Raw genomic sequence first — 18,096 nt, forward strand, 5'->3', positions numbered from 1 at the left:
AATCCCTTTCCCCTTGTGGTACTAACAGGCAGTTTTACGTTTAAATCAGCAGCAATTTCGCTTATGCAAAGACCTGTAATTTTGTTAAGTCTTTCAATTAGTACTTCAAAGCTTTCAGGTGGAGTCAGTGCCATGTTTAACTAATCCTGTTTGTGTTAAAAAATTCCTAGAAAATGAGATGTTTAGCTTATGTGTATAAGCTGTCTGTCTGCTATAATAGAACATAGTATTGCCTTTAGGCAAAGTGTATTTTTTCTTAACATAAGACTGGGCTGATTTGTGATTGATAGTGATGGATTTAGAGCTAATGTAGGTATTGTTATCTGTAACCGAAAAGGACAGGTACTATGGGCTCGCAGAATCAGACAGAATTCATGGCAGTTTCCTCAAGGCGGACTTGATGAAGGAGAAAGTCCGGAAGATGCAATGTATCGAGAACTGTATGAAGAACTAGGTCTTTGTAAAAATGATGTAACTGTTCTTGCCAGTACGAAGTTCTGGCTCAAATACAGATTACCAAAAAGATTGATTCGTTATAACGAGACTCCAGTGTGTGTCGGACAGAAACAGAAGTGGTTTTTGCTTACTTTAAATCAGAACCGTTCTGAGCAGATAGAATTCAACAGAAAAGGTCATCCTGAATTTGATGACTGGCGATGGGTAAGCTACTGGTACCCTGTAAGACAGGTCGTTGCTTTTAAACGGGATGTCTACAGAAAGGTATTAACTGTATTTTCACAGTCAGCTTTGTTTGATGATTCATCAAAGAAAGCAAATCGTAACAGGAAATAAGCAATGGAAGATAAGCAGAATACTTTTCTTGTTTCACTAAGAAGTATTGTACAGGATGTGCAAAGTGCAAGTTCTTTTGACAAGGCTATCAGTATCCTTGTGGAGCGTCTGCGAGATGCTACCAAGGTAGACTGCTGTTCAATTTATCTAATTAACAACAGAAAAACATATTTGAGACTTGAAGCTACTGTAGGTCTTCAAAGGGATTCTGTTGGTAAGGCAACTTTGGCTGTAGGAGAAGGTTTAGTAGGTCTTGTTGCCCAGAAACAAGAGATTGTAAATCTTGCTGATGCACCATCACATCCAAACTTTAAATATCTTCCTGATGTAGGCGAGGATGAATTTTTATCATTCCTTGGTGTTCCTGTTATAAATCAGGGCGAGCTTCTAGGTGTTCTTGTAATTCAGTGTAAAGAAAAAAGACTTTTTGGTGAAAGAGAAGAAGCTTTCTTAATCACTCTTTCAGCTCAGATTGCAAGTACAATATCGCTGAACAGATCAACTAAGGAAATAGAGGATTTTAACTGCAAGCGATACAAGGGAAAAGCAGGTTCAGGCTCTATAGCGATTGCTCAGGCTGTTGTTTGGAAACCACCTGTAACCTTCGATACAATCCATATAATGTATTCTGATGACAAGGAAATACAGTCTGAACTCTTCCACCAGACCATATTCCAGCTTCAGACAGAGATGGATAGAGCAGCGCTTCATCTTCAGGAAAGTTCTCATGAGGCAGCTGCTTCAGGTTATATGTCAAGTTATGGAAGCATGCTTGATGATCTGTCTTTTGAAGATGATGTTGATGAGGAAATTTTTTCTAACGGATATGTAGCAGCCTCTGCTATCAAGGTTGTTGCAACAAGAAGAATAGAAGAGGCTGACAAGAGAGGCGATACTGATAAATCACATGATATAAGAGATTTTGCTTCTATTCTTATATCAAGACTTGTTCATCTGTCTCCTACTGAATCAGACATAACATCACCGATTGTTCTTGTAGTTAAGAGCATGCCTGCAGCTTTTGTTGCCGAAATCCCAAGAGATAAGGTTGTAGGTTTTGTCTGTGTTGATAATGCTACAAGCTCTCATACCACCATTCTTGCCCGCGACCTAGGCATTCCTGCCGTTATAGATGTAAATCTTGATCTTAATGAAGTTGATGGCAGAACAATTATTGTTGATGGTCAGAATGCTGAAGTATTAGTTGATCCTATATCAAGTGTCGTTGATGAGTATATGCAGCTTATATCTCAGACAAGACATCAGCATGAATTGTTTGAAGCTGAAAAATACGAGAAGGGTATTACTCTAGACGGTGAAAGAATCAATATTCAGTTAAATGCAGGTCTTAACAGTCAGGATGATGACGATCTGTCAGAACAGACCGATGGTATTGGTCTTTACAGAACTGAAATTGCTTTTATGCTCTGTCAGAATCTACCATCAGAGGAAACACAGCTTGGCTGGTATAAAACACTTTTAGAGCGCTTTAAAGATAAGCCAGTTTGCATGAGAACTCTTGATATCGGTGGTGATAAGGGACTTACATATCTACCAATAGATGATCAGAATCCAGCTTTAGGTTTCAGAGGAATCAGAGTTTGCATTGACCAGCCAAATATTATCAAGACACAGTTGAAGGCAATGCTTCTTGCAAACAAGGATCTTGGTAATCTTGAAATTATGCTTCCTATGGTTTCAAGACTTGAAGAAGTCATCATCGTAAAGCGTATTCTCAACGAATCAATTCATGAAATTGAAGTTGATTTGGGGTGTGCAATCAAGAAACCTCGTTTTGGTGTCATGATTGAGGTTCCTTGTGTTGCATTTATCATGGAAGAGCTAGCTAAATTATGTGATTTCTTTTCAATCGGTTCTAACGATCTTATTCAGTATCTGTTTGCAGCTGACAGAACAAATCCTAAGGTTTCTAAGATATTTGATCCTTTCAATCCTGCTGCAGTGCGCTGCTTTAAGTATCTTGCAGATAAAAGTGCTCAGGTTGAAAGACCACTTGCTGTATGCGGTGAAATTGCAGGTTCACCTATGGGAGCACTTATGCTTCTGTCATTAGGTTATAAGACTCTCTCTATGAATTATTCTCAGATAGCTAGAGTCAAGTATATTGTTCGTCATGTAAAACTTGAAGAACTAAAAGAAATCGGCAAAATTGCATTAACTCTAGATTCTCCTGATCAGATAAGAGCTCTATACAGAGAGTATGCAAAGAAAGTGGATCTTGAAAAGATTATTGATCTAAAGAAGTTTAATTAAGGAGCTAACCGTGCAGGTATATTTAGATTTACTAAAAAACATTATGGAAAACGGTGTGGATAGAGAAGACAGAACCGGTACTGGTACCCGTTCTATTTTCGGCACACAGATGCGCTTCAACCTGAACGAAGGCTTTCCTTTACTTACAACAAAAAAAGTTCATTTAAAATCGATTATTCATGAGCTTTTATGGTTTATTTCAGGCTCAACAAATATCAAGTATCTACAGGAGAACGGTGTAAGGATCTGGAATGAATGGGCTGATGAAAACGGAGATTTAGGTCCTGTTTACGGAAAGCAGTGGCGAGATTTTGAAACTCCAGATGGAAGACATATTGATCAGCTGTCAAATGCTATCGATATGATCAAGAATCATCCTGATTCAAGACGAATCATTGTTTGCGCCTGGAACCCATCTGATGTAGATAAGATGGCTCTTCCTCCTTGCCATACACTTTATCAGTTCTATGTTGCAAATGGCAAATTATCTTGTCAGCTCTATCAGAGAAGTGCTGATATGTTCTTAGGTGTACCATTTAATATTGCAAGTTATTCACTACTTACAATGATGGTAGCTAAAGAATGCAATCTTCAGTTAGGTGATTTTGTATGGTCAGGTGGAGATACACATATCTACAAGAATCATTTTGAGCAGGTTGAGCTTCAGTTATCAAGAACACCAAGAGCTCTGCCAACTATGGAGATTACAAGAAAAGCACCTGATATATTCTCATATAAATTTGAGGATTTTGTTCTATCAGGTTACGATCCATATCCTGCAATTAAGGGAGTTGTTTCAGTTTAATTATGGTTACCGTTTCAGGAAAAATTAAATGGCAGTCAAGAAGAGGCATGAGAGAACTTGATTTAATGCTTCTTCCTTTTGTTGAACATGATCTTCAAGAATGTTCTGAAAGTTTCCTTAATGACTATGTTGATCTTCTTGAGGCAACCGATCTGCAACTTGTAAGATGGTTCAACGGTACAGAGCTTGCTGATAGTGAAAGTCGCAGGAAGGTTATTGAGTATATAAAACAGTGCCATGCAAAACGCATTGGCCATGAGGATGTTTAATGGATTTTGCAAGTCTTTGTATTCCAGATTCAGTTCTTCTGAACATTGAAAAAGTAGGTTGGCAGACACCGACACCTATTCAGTCTTTGGTTATTCCACGTGCTCTTGAGGGTGCCGATATTCTAGGTGGCGCTCCTACGGGTACAGGAAAGAGTGCAGCATTTCTGATCCCTATTGTTTCAAGATTATCTTTAGATGATAAACCAGGAATCAGAGCTGTAATTCTTGAACCAACAAGAGAGCTTGCAATTCAGGTTGCATCAGTATGTGATGAACTTGTTGAGGGTATGAATCTTACTGCAGGAGTTCTTACAGGCGGCTCAAGTAGAGAAATGCAAAGAGAAGATCCTGATTCAATCATAGTTGCAACTCCAGGAAGACTTATTGAATATCTTGAAAAGGGCTGGCTCAACACTGAAACTGTTGAAATGTACGTCATTGATGAAGCTGACAGAATGCTTGATATGGGCTTTAGAGATGATGTAGCAAAGATCACAAGAGAGCTTTATAACCGTTTTCAGACCATGCTGTTTTCTGCAACACTTGAAGGTTCTGGTATCAATGAATTTGCTTCAATGGTTTTAAATAATCCAATTGAAATCAGAATCGGAACCGGCGGTGAAGCAGATGAAATGTTGCCATCTAATCTGCAGTCTAGAGCATATTATGCGGCAGGCGACACACAAAAGGTAAAAATCCTGCATCATTTGCTTACAACAGTTAAAGGTCGCTCAATTGTGTTCGTTAAAACAAAAGAGAGACTTTCAAAACTTGACGGTACATTAAGACGTGCAGGCTTTAAGGTTGCAACATTGCAAGGTGATATGTCAATGGCCGAAAGAAGAGCTGCAATGAAGCGTTTTTCTGAGGGCAGTGCTGATATTCTTATAGCGACAGATGTTGCAGCAAGAGGTCTTGATATAACTGGAGTTTCTCATGTGTACAACTTTGATATGCCAGCAAATGCTGCAATCTATGTTCACAGAGCAGGACGAACAGCAAGAGCTGGTGCTAGGGGAGTTGTAATCACTTTAGTTCTTGCAGATGAAATAGGATTTCTTGAAAGAATTGAACGCTATACTGAAGTTGATATTGAAAGACGTGCAATCAAGAATATCTGCGCATCTTTCCCTCCAAAAGACGGCGGTCAGAAACATCAGTCTGAAAAGAAACGTTCAAGAGCAAGTACTCAGGGAAAGGGCGGTTTTGACAAGAAAGTCAAAATTGAAGAGAAAAAGCCTCACAAAAAAGATCGTCTAAGAGACAAGAAGAATAAAGGTAAACCGGATTTTGCACTCAAGAGAGCTAAAAAGGCTCAGAAACTAGCACAAAAACAGCAGTAGAGCAGACAAGGAGTTAATATGGCAGTTACAGTTATCAGAAATGCAACATTGCATGTAACTTCTGAAGAATTCGTAGATGTCAGCGCATTTGCAATTTCAGACAGAAAGATTGTTCCGTTTTCACCTTCTCTGCTTGAAGACGGTACTGCTGAAGAAATTGATTTTCAGGGGCTTCATGTTGCTCCAGGTTTAATCGATCTGCTTATTAATGGCTGCAACGGTGTTTCTTTTGCTCAGACTCCTACAGTTGAAACATTAGAGCATATGCGACGTTACCTGACATTGAAAGGTGTGACAACCTTTGTTCCAACTATCATTTCAGGTCCACGTGAAAATCTGTCTAACGCTATTTCTGCCGTCAGTGATTTTATGAACAAACATCCGACCGTCTGTCCTGGCGTACATCTTGAAGGTCCTTTTATTTCTACTAATTTCAAGGGATTTCATCCAAGCGGTTATATAAGACCTTTCTCTGAAGCTGATATGGAGTTTATCAAGGATGCAAGAGAGTGCATTGCCTATATGACAATTGCGCCTGAAGTTGTAAAACCAAAGAATATTGTTGAACTGATATCAAGTAAGGTAAAACTGTCCATTGGTCATACTGCCTGTTCTTATTTTGAAGCTGTACAGTCCTTTAAGGCAGGTATTACTAACGTTACTCATCTGTTTAATGGTATGGCCCCTGCAATTGGCCGTGAGCCTGGCGTGGTTGGAGCTACATTCCATTCAGACAGAGTATTTGCAAGTGTTATTGCAGATGGTCGACATGTACATCCTGCTTTAGTAAAACTTGCAAAGAAGATCCTTGGTAACAGAATGTATATTGTATCAGACAGTCAGTCTGTAACTGGTATGTCAAAAACTCCTCAAACCTTTGTTGCAGGCGGTACTGAAATTTTTGTTGATCAGAAACGTGGCCTTATTGATTCGAAGGGATCTTATGCAGGTACATCAATCAATATGCTAGATGGCATCAAGTTCCTGATAAATCAGTGCGATTTCTCTTTAGATGAGGCTTTAATAGCAGCAAGCTATGCTCCTGCAAAAGCTTTAGGTCTTGATGACTTTGGCTGTATTGAAACAGGTAATATCGCCGATCTGATTGTATTTGATGATGATCTTAAGATTCAGTATGTTGTTCAGAACGGATTTGTAAAGAGTATTGCAGAGTTGATGTAATGGCGAATATTTTAGATAGAATTGCAAGCGAAACAGAATTAACAAAATCAGAAAGAAAACTTGCATCAATCATTCTGAAGAACCCTGCAGCAGTTGTTAATGAGAATATTGCTGATCTTGCAAAAAGAGCATGTGTGTCAGAACCTTCTGTATGTCGATTCTGTAAGCGATTTGGTGCCGATGGTTTTCCTGCATTCAAGCTTCTTTTAAGTTCACTTGTAAGTTCATCTGATATAAAGAAGGTAGACGGAATCAAATCTGGAGACAGTGTTTCTGATGTGATTTCAAAGTCTATTGGAAAGGCTCGTTCACAGTTACTGAACCTTGAAAGAAACATTGATGAGTCGTTAATATCAAGAGTTATTGATGTAATAAGTCAGTCAAGAAGACTGATTATTTTAGCTTTAGGTCTTTCTGAGTTCATTGCAAAAGACATTCATTCAAGAATGCTTCAGTTTGGCTTTGTAACTGAAGTATATACAGATAGAATGTCACAGGAATTAGCTGTTGCAACACTTCACTCATCAGATGTTGCCCTTGTTATTTGCTCAAGTGGCGAACATCCTGATCTGATTAACATTGTAAAGTCGGTAAAACAAAATGGTGCTGTAAGTGTAGTACTTACCTCAGATGAGACAAAATTCAAAGAGGATGCTTCTTTGGTTGTTAGTGTAACGGACAAGATTTCTCCTGATAATGAATCATATTTTGACAACAGAGTATCAATTCTGATGTTAAGTCAGATAATTGTTTCAGGCGTTAGTTTAAGAAGAGCTCTTGCGGTAAATGCAAATAAAGACAAGCTTTTATCTGCAAGAAAGAAAAACTACAATACATCTGAAAAAACAGATGTTGTAGAAGAAAAGGTTGAAACAAACTCAAAGAGTGAGACTCAGTCACCAATCACTTCAATTGACTGGTCTCCATATTAGAATTTAGGATTCATTAGTTAGCAGTAATCTTTCTTTAGCTCTGTTTTTTATTGCAGTACAGATAGAAACAGAGCTTCCGCTTTTAATACCTTTTTGGTACGCATTGTATTCAGCATCAGAACTTATTGAATATCCTCTTGATTTTGATTTTTTAAATGTAGCTCCATGAAAATATTGATCTACTGCTTTTAAAATTCTGCTTTTTGTTTGTTCATCATTATTATATTGTGTAACCTTGGTATAAATAGAATATAGAAAACCTGCGGTAAAGCCTTTTTTACTTTGTCCTTCATACTTCTTGATATACATACTGATAACAGAATAATTACCAAGAAATAAATCAATCATTTTATCTGCGGTTTTTATATTACTAATTGCTATTGAATTACCTTCCAATGCTTTATTTAGATTGCAATCTATTATGTTTTTAATTTTGTTTTTCAGAATTTCAAAATCAGATTTTTCTATTTCATCTAATCTTAGCAGTCTATTGATTTCCTTTTTAGGAAGGTCGCAGATCTGAAAAAAAGCTTCTGTTTTAACACCGATCGCATGATTGTTTTTAGCAAAAAGGAATGCTCTAGATAGTATGACATAGATATATTCACAGCTTTCTAATATATCCTTAGCTCCAAAAAACATTATCTTTTCGAGACTTCGTTTATTTGAAACATAAATGGTCACAACACCGAATGCCTTAGATATGATGGCGCCAATATCGCGATTTATATTTATGGCTTTTAGTCCTTTTATAGGAGTGACTTCTATGAAACTGATATCGTCATCTATTAAAGACTCTTTTTCAATGTTGTATTTCTCCATCAGCTTCTGTGCTCTCAATAGCGCAGTTGCAGCTTCATGAGGATTAGAACTGTTTGAAAGAGCAAGCAGTTTTTTTATCTTTTCAAGTAATTGATCTTTTGTCATTGCATCATTTAAAAAAAATAATAATGCTTTTAGTATAAAACAAAATCAAAGATAAAACAGTTATTTTATATATGGATTCCAGCTTTCTCCTTTTAGTTTGTAAAAGTCGTCAGACTGAAAATTCATGAAAAAAGCGTTGGTAGATTCGTTTATGTGCGCTGTTTGAGGTAACGTTGATACAATCTGCTTGATGGTAGATTTAATATCCTGTGAGCCGTATATATTGTTATCAATGATCTCTTTAATCAAAGAAGATACAGCAAGATAACTGAAAGATCCGTTTACATCCATATTGATTGGTTTTTTGCCTGTACCTGTAAATCTAATCATCACAGGAATCTTTGTAATAGTGTCTGTTGGAATTTCTCTGAGCTTTGAAATCTGCATTTTATCTCCGCGCAATGCAGCCCCGTGTTCTGGAATCATAACAACAACGCTTTTAAGATCTCTTTTATCAAGTTCATCTAGCAGAAATTCAATATCATCTAATAGAGTTTTGATTCTTGTTTCGTATGACAGTGATACTCTCTGACCGAGCTTCTTGTTGCCATCATGCAAAGACAGAATATTCATGAAACTGATATTGTTAGTTGTTTTTCTCAAATCAAGATTGAGTATATAAGCGTTGAATAAATCTCTGTCAGAATAAATTACAGATCCATCATACGCAGTATATTTTGGTGAAAGTTTATTTAAAGGATATTTATTCTCAGGGAGTCCTGCTATGTCATGTAGAGTCTTATGGTAGTCACCATAAACACCGTCATGATCCATATAAACTTCTGATGAGAAACCTATTTTGTCTAAAGTAGTCAAAAGTTCACATTCAGGTCTTCTTTGAGAATACATTGTAGCTTCGTTTTCCTGACCACAGTTTGCTCTTAATAGTCTCATTGATCCTGGGGTAGAATATGAAGCAACAGAACTGAAATTATTGAACTTGATGTCGAATTTTGAAAATACACTATGATTAGTCTGTTTTGCTATAACAATGTCATCTGTTGCCATTGAACAGATATTAACCAGTACAATGTTAAAAGGAACAAAATCTTTTTGTATGGCAGCTGGCATCTGAACAATTCTGTCTTTTTCCTGTTTCAAAAATGTTGTCAGATAATTCTCAATATTTTCTGATGTTTTTTCACCAGTCTGTTCAAGGATATCACTACTTTTTACAACAGATATTTTCTGTTCTGACTTTATCAGATCGTTTGCAATTATGTTTTCATTAAACATCATGACAGCAACGCATATGAAAAGAGTAGTGATGATAGTCTGATAGTGGAAAATGTCTTTTGTAAAAAATACGAGACCTAAAATTCCTATAAAGTATGCAATGTTATTAAGTGTAAAAAAGCTTTGAGTATAGTCATAAACAGAGCTTAAGTACTCTAGAGAAAATAGAGGTAACTGATTTGACGGTAGCTCAGAAAAGTGAGTGTCCATGTAGAAAATAGTTACGGCAAGAACAAAAATTAAAGTTCTGTAAATGGCACTTACAATAGGCTTTTTGAATTTTGCAGTGCATAAAGCAAAAAGGATAAGATTGTTTATCAGAGAAAAATTCATTAATGTACAAAAGTACATAATAAATTTATAGATAAAGTAAGCAGAAACAAAAACACTTATACTGAATTTAAATTCAACAGTATTGCTCAGTCCATATCTATTAAATATTTCAGAAAGTTTCATAATTAGTTATCTTTTAATTCAATCCAGTTAGCGTTATGAAGTTTAAAGTAATGCTTCTTGAATAATTCTATGTAATTGCAGTTAATATCTTCACCAACAAATGGAGTAACAGCGGTATCTTCAATAAAAGCTTTTACAGAAAAGTACTGACGCTTATCTATGAACTCTCCTTTAAGGCTTTTTACTATCAAATCTGAAATAGCCATATAGCTTGTTGATTTATCAAAAACAACGCTTTCATAGGATTTTGTTCCATCTATGAATTTAATCATTGCTGTTCCTTCAAGCTGCTTTCTTGATGGAATGATGTCAAAGCGCTTTCTTTCAAGAGCTCCTTTAGATGGAACATAAATAAGAAGTATATTTCTATTTGATCTTTGTAACTGATCTATAAAGCTGTTGAGGGAAAACATAAAGCGGGTAGCATTGCTTTTATACTTTAAAAAGTCACTCGTATCAGATAAAGAATCGATGCTGATATAGCTGATACTACTTTGCTTGATATCCTGATTTTTAAGCTGTTTTAGACAGTTTTCAAAAAGAGCTGTAATTCTGTCGTTTGACTCTTTGGTTTTTTCTGAATTCACATAACTGTCTGAGAAACTGTCTTTATTTTCAAGATATATCTTATGGATATCAAAAAATCCTCTTGTTAAGAATTTCTTTTCATTTAGTGCAGTTATAAGATTACATTCTTTTTCCTTTGTTTTGTAAGAATCTCTATCCTTCTGACCACACATTGAATTTAACAATCTTTTGGTATTTATATTCGCATCAGTAGAAACTGAATTAAACTTTGTTAAGAATATATTGAATCTGCTAAATACATTATTTTCATTAAAGCCAAAAGACTGCATATCTGAATTAGTCATACCATCGGCATGAATTAAAATGACATCTACAGGTGCATCAGCAGTATCTAGCAAATGGATTTTTCTTTCATTTTCATTTTCATGGAACTGAGAAAAATATTTGTCCATTCCGCTTTGTGTTAGTTTAGCTACAAGATCTCCTTGTTCATTTGAGATTGCAGTTATTCTCATATCAGGATCTGATCTGAGACCATCTCTAATTCTTGCTACATTAATGAAATTTATACCAACAATAAGAATGATAATAAGATTTTGAATTCTTACATACTTTGTTACAAAGGAGAGAACAGCTATTGCTGCTATAAAGGCGAAAACCATTGTAAAATTGATGAATGAATATGCAAATTCAATCATGTAGCTTACAGAGAACCCTGTAAGGTTTGCCTTTTGAGCAAGCATCTGCTCAATTGATGGCAAGAAAGAGTCATGGTAAAACAGCATAAGCGCAAAAAGACCTATCAGAAAACCGTAGATTTTCTGCACTATATTATTTTTGAATCTGATGCATAGTCCTAAAAAGGTCAGAAGGTTTAGCACAACAGAAAAATTGATATATCCTAGAATATAAAGGCCTAATTTGAACAGGTACAGACCATTCCAGAATCTTGAAGAACTTAAAGTAATAATATTATTAAGCTTCATTTTTTATTTCTGCCCGCCGTTTATGAAATCGTTAAAACTTCCTTTGTCGGAGAGTTTTGTCTGAAATTTTGCAAAGTGCTTTAATACGACCTTCTTTCTTATAATGTAACCATATAAAGCAAAACCAAAAGGGATAAAAACTACAGCACAGATAAAAACAAGCTGGAAAATATCAGATGTATGCAGACTGTTCATGTTATTCTCCCTTATTGTTTAATGCACTGATATCAGTAAGTGTTGCTTCATGATGCTGTGACTTTGCAAGACTCATTAGTGAAATTTCTTTTTGAGCTACAGCCTTTGCCTGTTTGTGCTTTTGAATTAGTTTTGCTAATACCTTTTCATCTACTGTAGACTTAATCTTTTGAGATAAGAAATATTGAATCTTACTTAGGATATCTCTTTTGTTAAAATAAAATTCATCAGACTCAAACAGAACGGATGGAGCTGTATTGAATGTATGTTCAAGTGCAATCTTTAATTCTCCGTTTCTGCAGTTTGGCAAGAATAAAATGATATTTCCATTTACTAATGTACAGTAATCACCGCCTCTTTTGGGAGTAAACTGGCTTAAACAGCTTAATGAATCAATTCCATTCTTTGGTGTCAGAACTGAAAGACAAGCTTCAACGTAATTATTTTCAAATCCAGCCTTTAACAGTCTGTCCACGCTATTGAAGAATTCTTCTGGTTTTAAATAACCGTTATCCTCATTTTCAATAAAGTGATAATTATCAATAATACGGTTAAAGTTTACACTTATAGACTGTGTGAACTTACTTGTCTTAAGCGTTGGGATCATGGCGTTTATGTAATATCCCTTAGCTGATGACGGGAATATAAAGTTTGCTCCGCAGTTTAAAAGAAGTTTTTCTGATGTTGCTCTAATACCAGGGATCTTTTCAATAATTATTATTTTTAGCTCTTTTCCTCTGATTGTACGTAGTTCGTAAATCATTTTTGCGAGTGTGTCTATATCCTCTCTGTTTTCTAAAGTGAAAAACACAGTAGAGCAGTACGCTTCTTTGATTGCCTGTTCATATAATTCATAGTTTGATGCAAAAACCTTTGTATCAGAATAGTTTTTGATATCAGGAGTGAAAGAATTTGCTACAACATAGCATATGTTTTCATCAATATGAGCAGTGTTTGTTTTTTCGTCAATTACTAATTCTAAGCCATTTGCTGTAACTTTTAGTGTATTTACACCACTTGTGAATCCACCATCATCAAGTCGCCACAGTCTGGTGTTCATGATAACTGATGTTAGATTCTGCTCAATAGTTGCGATGCCTGATATATTTGTACTGTGCTCAAGGAGTGGGGTTACAGCAATATCTGGATCTGATCCATAGATTACAAACAGAAAAACAGCATTATGTTTTTTTGCAAAATAGGAGATCTTAGATAAGTATCTGTTAAGGTTATCCTTATCTAATTCAAGTATCTGTGAATCTTCAAAAAGAACAACATGCAGTGATTCAGTATCAATAGCATCATATACAACTAGATCGTTGATAATGTTTCTTGGAACATCACAGTTGTCTTCATATTCATAGACATGAGCTTTGATTTTTGACAGAAACTCTTCAGAAAAATTCTGACTCTTAATCTGAGATAACTCAATTCCCTGAAGGGTAAGATATCTTAAGTTTTTACAAAAAGAGTTTTCGGCAAGACAGCTTAAACCAGCCTGTAATGCCAGATCCTTACTAGAAACTGAGACAAAATAAACTCCACCATACTGCAGTTTCTGTAGTGAAGAAATCAGATGTTGAATTCCTAAATTCATTTTTTTACCACTCTACATAAGGAACAGGTGCTTTAGGAGGCATTAACAGATCGCCTTCCCAGCTATCAAAATAGTATCTGAAGTAGGCACTCAGATTTATTGGTGAATAGTCTTCGGCTTTTACAGCAATACCCTGTAAACCTAAAACCAGATGAGAATTCATTCTCTGCTCAACCGCCAGTCTGATACCACCACCGTAGCTTGTTGCAGATTCAGTCTGTGATTTAGCAAAGAGATCATCATTATTTGCAATCTTTATTGGATATCTGTCGATGCTGTCTGTTCTGCTTGTGCTTATAGATCCAGAAATTTCTGCATAGATAGATGTGTCGTTAAATCTCCTCATATAGGCAAGAGAGATACCCTGACCTAAATAGAACTGAGGGGAATAATATCCGCCCTGACCGAATGTGTATCCACTTAGATCTTTTGAATAATGCATATACATTAGATTTGGACTGATGGTTATTCTTTCATTTGGTTTATTAAGTAGATGATAGTAATAACCGGCCATAGCAATATAAGATGAGTTATCTGCTACATTTGTTCCTTTTAGTTTATCTGCGCTGAATGTACTCCATATTCCAGAGTTTTCATCAATATAAAGACTTCCTGAAACATCAAGGCCAGTTTTCTTTACAGCACCGAATTTCATTCGTGTAACAGGATCGGTATCGCCGTAGTATGTAAGCACAGAGTTGTCTTTTGCTCTTCTGTGAATACCAGTTCTAAATGATAATTTGCTTACATCAAAGTTGTAATATGCTCCACCTACAATAGCAGTAGTTTCGATTTTGTTATTTGATATTTTAGGAGCTGTTCCTATATCAGCATGAAAAGTATCGTTATCATAACCGACAGCAAAAGTGGTAGCTGTTCTTTTATGATCAGATCTGTCAGAGCAGCCTTTTGCAAAGCAGTTTGCGAACATATCGTTGTATTCACCACCTTGCAGTGCACCAGCATTTATTGTTGTTCTGTCAGTCTGTAGTGTGATAGCACCATTTGCAAAAGGGAAGGAAATCTTTAAAAGACTTTGAATGCCTTTGTTGTCAGAGTAACCTTTATGACCAGAATCTCTTATAAATCTTATTGCACCTGAAATAATTACATTATTTTCGTTATATGCCAAAGAACCGTTTGAAATAATTGACTGCTTTACCCAGTCAGTTTTTTCATCATCAGGGGTTCTTAAATCAGCTGTATATTCTAAATCATCATTGTAATTATCTTTTTTGTTAATAACAGCTAAAGCATCTTTGTATAGCTTTGTCTTTGAAGGTCTTTCTGTTTGAGTTCTGTTTTTATTAACAGCTGCATTTCTTAGAATCCATGCAACAGTATATCTGTCTTCATCATTGATGTTTTTAGTATTAGACAATAGTTTTTTACTGTCATAATCGTTTTCATTTTTTGCCTTATCATAGACACTTACTATGGTAGATATATAGATTTTCTGTGCTTTTGCATAATCCTTTTTATCTTCAAACAAGGCTGCAAGAGCACGTCTGTTGTCTAATGACAGTTCATTTTGTCTTTTGTACAGCGTATCTAAAAGACTATCAGCCTTTTGTTCCTGATTTGTCTGAATATATATAGATGCAAGTTTAAGTTTTGGATAGAGATTATCCTTATCCTTAACAATAACCTGTTCTAAAAGCTCTTGTGCTCTTCTATCATTCCCTTTTGTATACTCTATATCTGCAAGAAGAGTCTTTGCTTCTGCAGTATCGACAGTTTCAAGGATCTCCTTTGCCTTATCAATATCGCCAGCATTTACAAGGTTTCTTGCTTTAGCTACTGTTAAAGAATTATTTAGTCTTACTAAAAGCTCATCTACTGATTTATCTTTTGTTGTGAAAGGTTTAATGATTTTGATTGCCTTTTGAGTTCTGTCTGCCTTATCGAGGATCAGAGCATAGGCATAATTAAACTCAACATCATTTTTATGTTTAGCTGCATCTTTTTCAAATAGAGCTATAGCATCATCGCTGTTTTTTAGTTCTATATGGCATGATGCAAGATTATATATAATCCAAGGATCAGAGCTATCCATCTGATATGCTCTGTTATAGCTTTCAAGGGCTTTTGAGTACATTCCCATAGATTCATACTCAGTGCCTTTCTTTACATATCTTTGAGCCCTTAATGAATTAACAAGAGCAGCAATTCTTCTTCTTTCAGATACAGATTCTTTTTTCGCATGATGATTTGCTAAAGATGCATACTTTTCAAAGTTACTTTCATCTTCAAGTTCGCTGTATATCCTGAGAAGACCGACATAGGCATAAGGGCTGTTCTTATCAATTTTTATAGCTTTGTTATATTCAACAATAGCGCTTGTATACTTTTTCTGATTAAACAGGTTGTCAGCCTCATCAATTGTTCTGTAGTACTTAGAGAATTTTAAAATTTCTTTCCAGTACTGTGCATCTGGGTTTGCAGGATCGGATTTTATCGCTGCTAACAGCTGTTTTTGTGCAAGAGTAGAAGTCTTTTTATTATCTATATTGGCAATTGCAGTATTTGCTTTATGGCTTGCTTTAAAAGAGATAAGGGTTTTTCTAACCTGACTTGCAAAAGCTGTTTCGTAAGGTATTTCTCTGATGATTTTTTCAAGACCATGAATTGCTTCAATTTCTCTTTTTACGATATTACCCATCATTACGTAATATCTGTAACGAAGTTCGTGTTCAACGGGAATACCTAGGACCTCATCCATAGCACTAACAGCTTCTTTATAGTTTCTGTGTTCCTCATTGAAAATGAAGTTTTGAAGCTTCATTTTCATCTGAGGATCGGCCATGTCATACATAGCCTTTGCCTGAACACATTCATAAGAGCTGTTATCAGAGCTGCATCTTTTATTAATTGCAACAAGAGCTTCTTCTCTTCCCTTTTGTCCCTGCTTGAGTTTGAACTTAACAAAGGCAAGCATATATACTTTTGAATTTGCTCCTGAAACAAGAGCAATCTTATCGAGAGCTGACTGTTCTATTGCCTCATTGAAATAACGTCTTCCGTACTCTTCATTTTTTCTAAGAACGTTCAGCTGCAGCTTTGCTTTGTTTGTAGGTTTTGATGGATATGAAATAGTTATTGCACTGCCAGACTGTAAATGACCATCTTTACTGTATCTTTTAGCATAATCAAATCCAGATGCATATGCTCCTGCAAGTGAGAAGCACATAAATATAACTGACAGATTTAATAACTTTTTCATATTTTATTTACCTAATAGCAGAGAACCGTTCTGGGTGAATTCATATCTGTGCTCATCAAAGCCTGTTGCAAACAGGCAAAGAGCATGAGAGTAGTATTCTTTTTTACCAAATACGTGATTCTTCACTCTGGTTCTGAATAAGTCCTTTATCTTTTCATCTGCAAGAGCAATTAAGCTTGCCTCAAAGCCGACATTTCCCCTGCCTGTTGTTTCAAGAGTATTAAGATTTACCTTTTCAGGAACATAATGCTCATTGTTTACCTTTTTTAGCATATTCTGATATAAAGGGATCATCAGTCTTCTGTTAGGATCTGTTTTTGCTGTGATGCCAAGCCACAGATATACTCTGATAGCTTCATAGCTACCAAAGTTTTCCTTTGAACTTAATATGTTTCCATCCTGATTTAAAACAATCCAATCAGGAGCAAAACCAGCTTCAGAACCTCTGGCAATGGCATTTAAAACATTCTGGTAATAAACTTTGAAATCGTCATCATAGGATGATAGTTTCTGCATTACAAAAGGTGGAAAGTAACTAGGATTGAGTTTGATTTCTCCATTAGAGTTAAATCCATATGTACCAGGAAGAATTACGCTTCCTAGAACATTGTTTTTTGCAATACAGTTTTTCTTTATATTAGACAGAATGGCAAGTGCCTTTGTTTTGTAGCTTTGCTCATTAAAAATATCAGCTGCATTGAAAAGGTTGTATGCAATAAACATATCAGAATCTGTTGCATTGTTTGAGTCAACAACCTTACCACCTGCCCATTTCCATGCAGGCAGTTTTTTCTCAAAAGAGCCTTCACATAGTTCTTTTTCAACAAAATTTAAAAGTTTGTCGAATCTGTTTTTATCTTTCTGAACAAGAGCAAAGAACATTGCATAAGACTGACCTTCAGATGTAGTGAAAGGATTGCCTTTTTCATCAAAATCAACGATTTTTCCATCAGTGTAATGAAGTTTCATGAAAGAATCGTACAGCTCCCATGTTGAAGCATGGGCGCATGTTATAGCAGATAGAGCAATTGCAAATATAAATTTAATTAAATTCTTCATTTTTGCTCCTCGCCTTTACTGAGCTTTCTTTTTGGTTAGTTTTAAGATCCTTTCAACCTGAATCTTCTTTAAGATCTTATATGCAAGCAGACAGAAGATAACTGCACAGAAGATTGATAGGAACATGAGTAACCATGGCTTATCAAGAAGCATGTAGAAGATTCTCTGGTACCAAGGCAGATTTCCAAGATAATATGTCTGACCTACATCAAAGCTTCTTGCTTCTTCTGATTTCATAACAGTAACAGTACCGCGAGCATCAAATTTTGATCTGTTAAGAACAAGATTTGTA

The 18,096-nt window shown here is 35.7% G+C and carries 15 protein-coding genes; 7 read left to right on the plus strand and 8 right to left on the minus strand.

Features of this window, described 5'->3' with window-relative positions; genetic code table 11:
* The first annotated feature begins 279 nt into the window (after positions 1 to 279).
* Genes rppH through ACJML3_RS05380 form a run of 7 tightly spaced genes read left to right on the plus strand, consistent with a single transcriptional unit; the run spans position 280 to position 7,597 of the window.
* Positions 280 to 792 carry an RNA pyrophosphohydrolase gene (gene rppH / locus ACJML3_RS05350; protein ID WP_219937351.1) on the plus strand — a complete coding sequence of 171 codons (513 nt, stop codon included), beginning with the start codon at positions 280 to 282 and terminating at the stop codon, positions 790 to 792.
* Between the two features lie 3 nt (positions 793 to 795).
* Complete coding sequence (ptsP, locus tag ACJML3_RS05355) at positions 796 to 3,066, plus strand: phosphoenolpyruvate--protein phosphotransferase (protein WP_406021275.1); 2,271 nt, start codon at positions 796 to 798, stop codon at positions 3,064 to 3,066.
* Between the two features lie 10 nt (positions 3,067 to 3,076).
* Positions 3,077 to 3,871: a thymidylate synthase gene (locus ACJML3_RS05360; protein WP_406021277.1), complete on the plus strand. Its 795-nt coding sequence runs from the start codon at positions 3,077 to 3,079 to the stop codon at positions 3,869 to 3,871.
* 2 nt (positions 3,872 to 3,873) lie between these two features.
* Entirely contained in the window at positions 3,874 to 4,140 is a 267-nt protein-coding gene (locus ACJML3_RS05365; protein WP_219937354.1) for a succinate dehydrogenase assembly factor 2, read from the plus strand.
* Positions 4,140 to 5,483 (plus strand): DEAD/DEAH box helicase, encoded by a 1,344-nt coding sequence (locus ACJML3_RS05370; protein WP_406021279.1) that lies wholly within the window; start codon positions 4,140 to 4,142, stop codon positions 5,481 to 5,483. Before ACJML3_RS05365 ends, ACJML3_RS05370 begins: the two co-directional genes overlap by 1 nt.
* 18 nt (positions 5,484 to 5,501) lie before the next feature.
* Positions 5,502 to 6,665 carry an N-acetylglucosamine-6-phosphate deacetylase gene (gene nagA, locus ACJML3_RS05375; RefSeq protein WP_219937356.1) on the plus strand — a complete coding sequence of 388 codons (1,164 nt, stop codon included), beginning with the start codon at positions 5,502 to 5,504 and terminating at the stop codon, positions 6,663 to 6,665.
* Complete coding sequence (locus ACJML3_RS05380; protein WP_406021282.1) at positions 6,665 to 7,597, plus strand: MurR/RpiR family transcriptional regulator; 933 nt, start codon at positions 6,665 to 6,667, stop codon at positions 7,595 to 7,597. The genes nagA and ACJML3_RS05380 overlap by 1 nt, the downstream gene beginning before the upstream one ends.
* Before the next feature lie 3 nt (positions 7,598 to 7,600).
* Here the strand turns inward: ACJML3_RS05380 and ACJML3_RS05385 are convergent, their stop codons facing one another.
* From ACJML3_RS05385 to ACJML3_RS05420, 8 genes are all read right to left on the minus strand, one after another.
* Positions 7,601 to 8,524: a DUF2786 domain-containing protein gene (locus tag ACJML3_RS05385; protein WP_406021284.1), complete on the minus strand. Its 924-nt coding sequence runs from the start codon at positions 8,522 to 8,524 to the stop codon at positions 7,601 to 7,603.
* Between the two features lie 60 nt (positions 8,525 to 8,584).
* On the minus strand, positions 8,585 to 10,216 hold the full coding sequence (bcsG, locus tag ACJML3_RS05390; protein ID WP_406021285.1) for a cellulose biosynthesis protein BcsG: 1,632 nt from the start codon (positions 10,214 to 10,216) through the stop codon (positions 8,585 to 8,587).
* A gap of 2 nt (positions 10,217 to 10,218) precedes the next feature.
* Positions 10,219 to 11,730, minus strand: coding sequence for a cellulose biosynthesis protein BcsG (gene bcsG / locus ACJML3_RS05395; RefSeq protein ID WP_406021287.1), 1,512 nt, complete (start codon positions 11,728 to 11,730; stop codon positions 10,219 to 10,221).
* Positions 11,731 to 11,733: 3 nt separating this feature from the next.
* Positions 11,734 to 11,925 (minus strand): hypothetical protein, encoded by a 192-nt coding sequence (locus tag ACJML3_RS05400; protein ID WP_406021289.1) that lies wholly within the window; start codon positions 11,923 to 11,925, stop codon positions 11,734 to 11,736.
* 1 nt (position 11,926) lies between these two features.
* A complete protein-coding gene (locus tag ACJML3_RS05405) occupies positions 11,927 to 13,522 on the minus strand; it encodes a BcsE family c-di-GMP-binding protein (protein WP_406021290.1) in 1,596 nt (531 codons plus the stop codon).
* 4 nt (positions 13,523 to 13,526) lie between these two features.
* Positions 13,527 to 16,745 (minus strand): cellulose synthase subunit BcsC-related outer membrane protein, encoded by a 3,219-nt coding sequence (locus ACJML3_RS05410; protein WP_406021292.1) that lies wholly within the window; start codon positions 16,743 to 16,745, stop codon positions 13,527 to 13,529.
* A gap of 3 nt (positions 16,746 to 16,748) precedes the next feature.
* Positions 16,749 to 17,804, minus strand: coding sequence for a cellulose synthase complex periplasmic endoglucanase BcsZ (gene bcsZ, locus ACJML3_RS05415; RefSeq protein ID WP_406021293.1), 1,056 nt, complete (start codon positions 17,802 to 17,804; stop codon positions 16,749 to 16,751).
* A gap of 15 nt (positions 17,805 to 17,819) precedes the next feature.
* The coding region (locus ACJML3_RS05420) for a hypothetical protein (RefSeq protein ID WP_406021295.1) at positions 17,820 to 18,096 on the minus strand (277 nt) is incomplete at its 5' end.

The organism is Succinivibrio sp., from assembly GCF_045124615.1.
Classification (GTDB): domain Bacteria; phylum Pseudomonadota; class Gammaproteobacteria; order Enterobacterales; family Succinivibrionaceae; genus Succinivibrio; species Succinivibrio faecicola.

What these genes read in the sequence shown, in the direction of transcription:
- ACJML3_RS05365 (WP_219937354.1), top strand. Translation starts at nt 3,874, where the DNA reads ATGGTTACCGTTTCAGGAAAAATTAAATGGCAGTCAAGAAGAGGCATG.
- bcsG (WP_406021285.1), bottom strand. Translation starts at nt 10,216, where the DNA reads ATGAAACTTTCTGAAATATTTAATAGATATGGACTGAGCAATACTGTT.
- bcsG (WP_406021287.1), bottom strand. Translation starts at nt 11,730, where the DNA reads ATGAAGCTTAATAATATTATTACTTTAAGTTCTTCAAGATTCTGGAAT.
- ACJML3_RS05400 (WP_406021289.1), bottom strand. Translation starts at nt 11,925, where the DNA reads ATGAACAGTCTGCATACATCTGATATTTTCCAGCTTGTTTTTATCTGT.
- nagA (WP_219937356.1), top strand. Translation starts at nt 5,502, where the DNA reads ATGGCAGTTACAGTTATCAGAAATGCAACATTGCATGTAACTTCTGAA.
- ACJML3_RS05410 (WP_406021292.1), bottom strand. Translation starts at nt 16,745, where the DNA reads ATGAAAAAGTTATTAAATCTGTCAGTTATATTTATGTGCTTCTCACTT.
- ACJML3_RS05405 (WP_406021290.1), bottom strand. Translation starts at nt 13,522, where the DNA reads ATGAATTTAGGAATTCAACATCTGATTTCTTCACTACAGAAACTGCAG.
- ptsP (WP_406021275.1), top strand. Translation starts at nt 796, where the DNA reads ATGGAAGATAAGCAGAATACTTTTCTTGTTTCACTAAGAAGTATTGTA.
- ACJML3_RS05380 (WP_406021282.1), top strand. Translation starts at nt 6,665, where the DNA reads ATGGCGAATATTTTAGATAGAATTGCAAGCGAAACAGAATTAACAAAA.
- ACJML3_RS05385 (WP_406021284.1), bottom strand. Translation starts at nt 8,524, where the DNA reads ATGACAAAAGATCAATTACTTGAAAAGATAAAAAAACTGCTTGCTCTT.
- bcsZ (WP_406021293.1), bottom strand. Translation starts at nt 17,804, where the DNA reads ATGAAGAATTTAATTAAATTTATATTTGCAATTGCTCTATCTGCTATA.
- ACJML3_RS05370 (WP_406021279.1), top strand. Translation starts at nt 4,140, where the DNA reads ATGGATTTTGCAAGTCTTTGTATTCCAGATTCAGTTCTTCTGAACATT.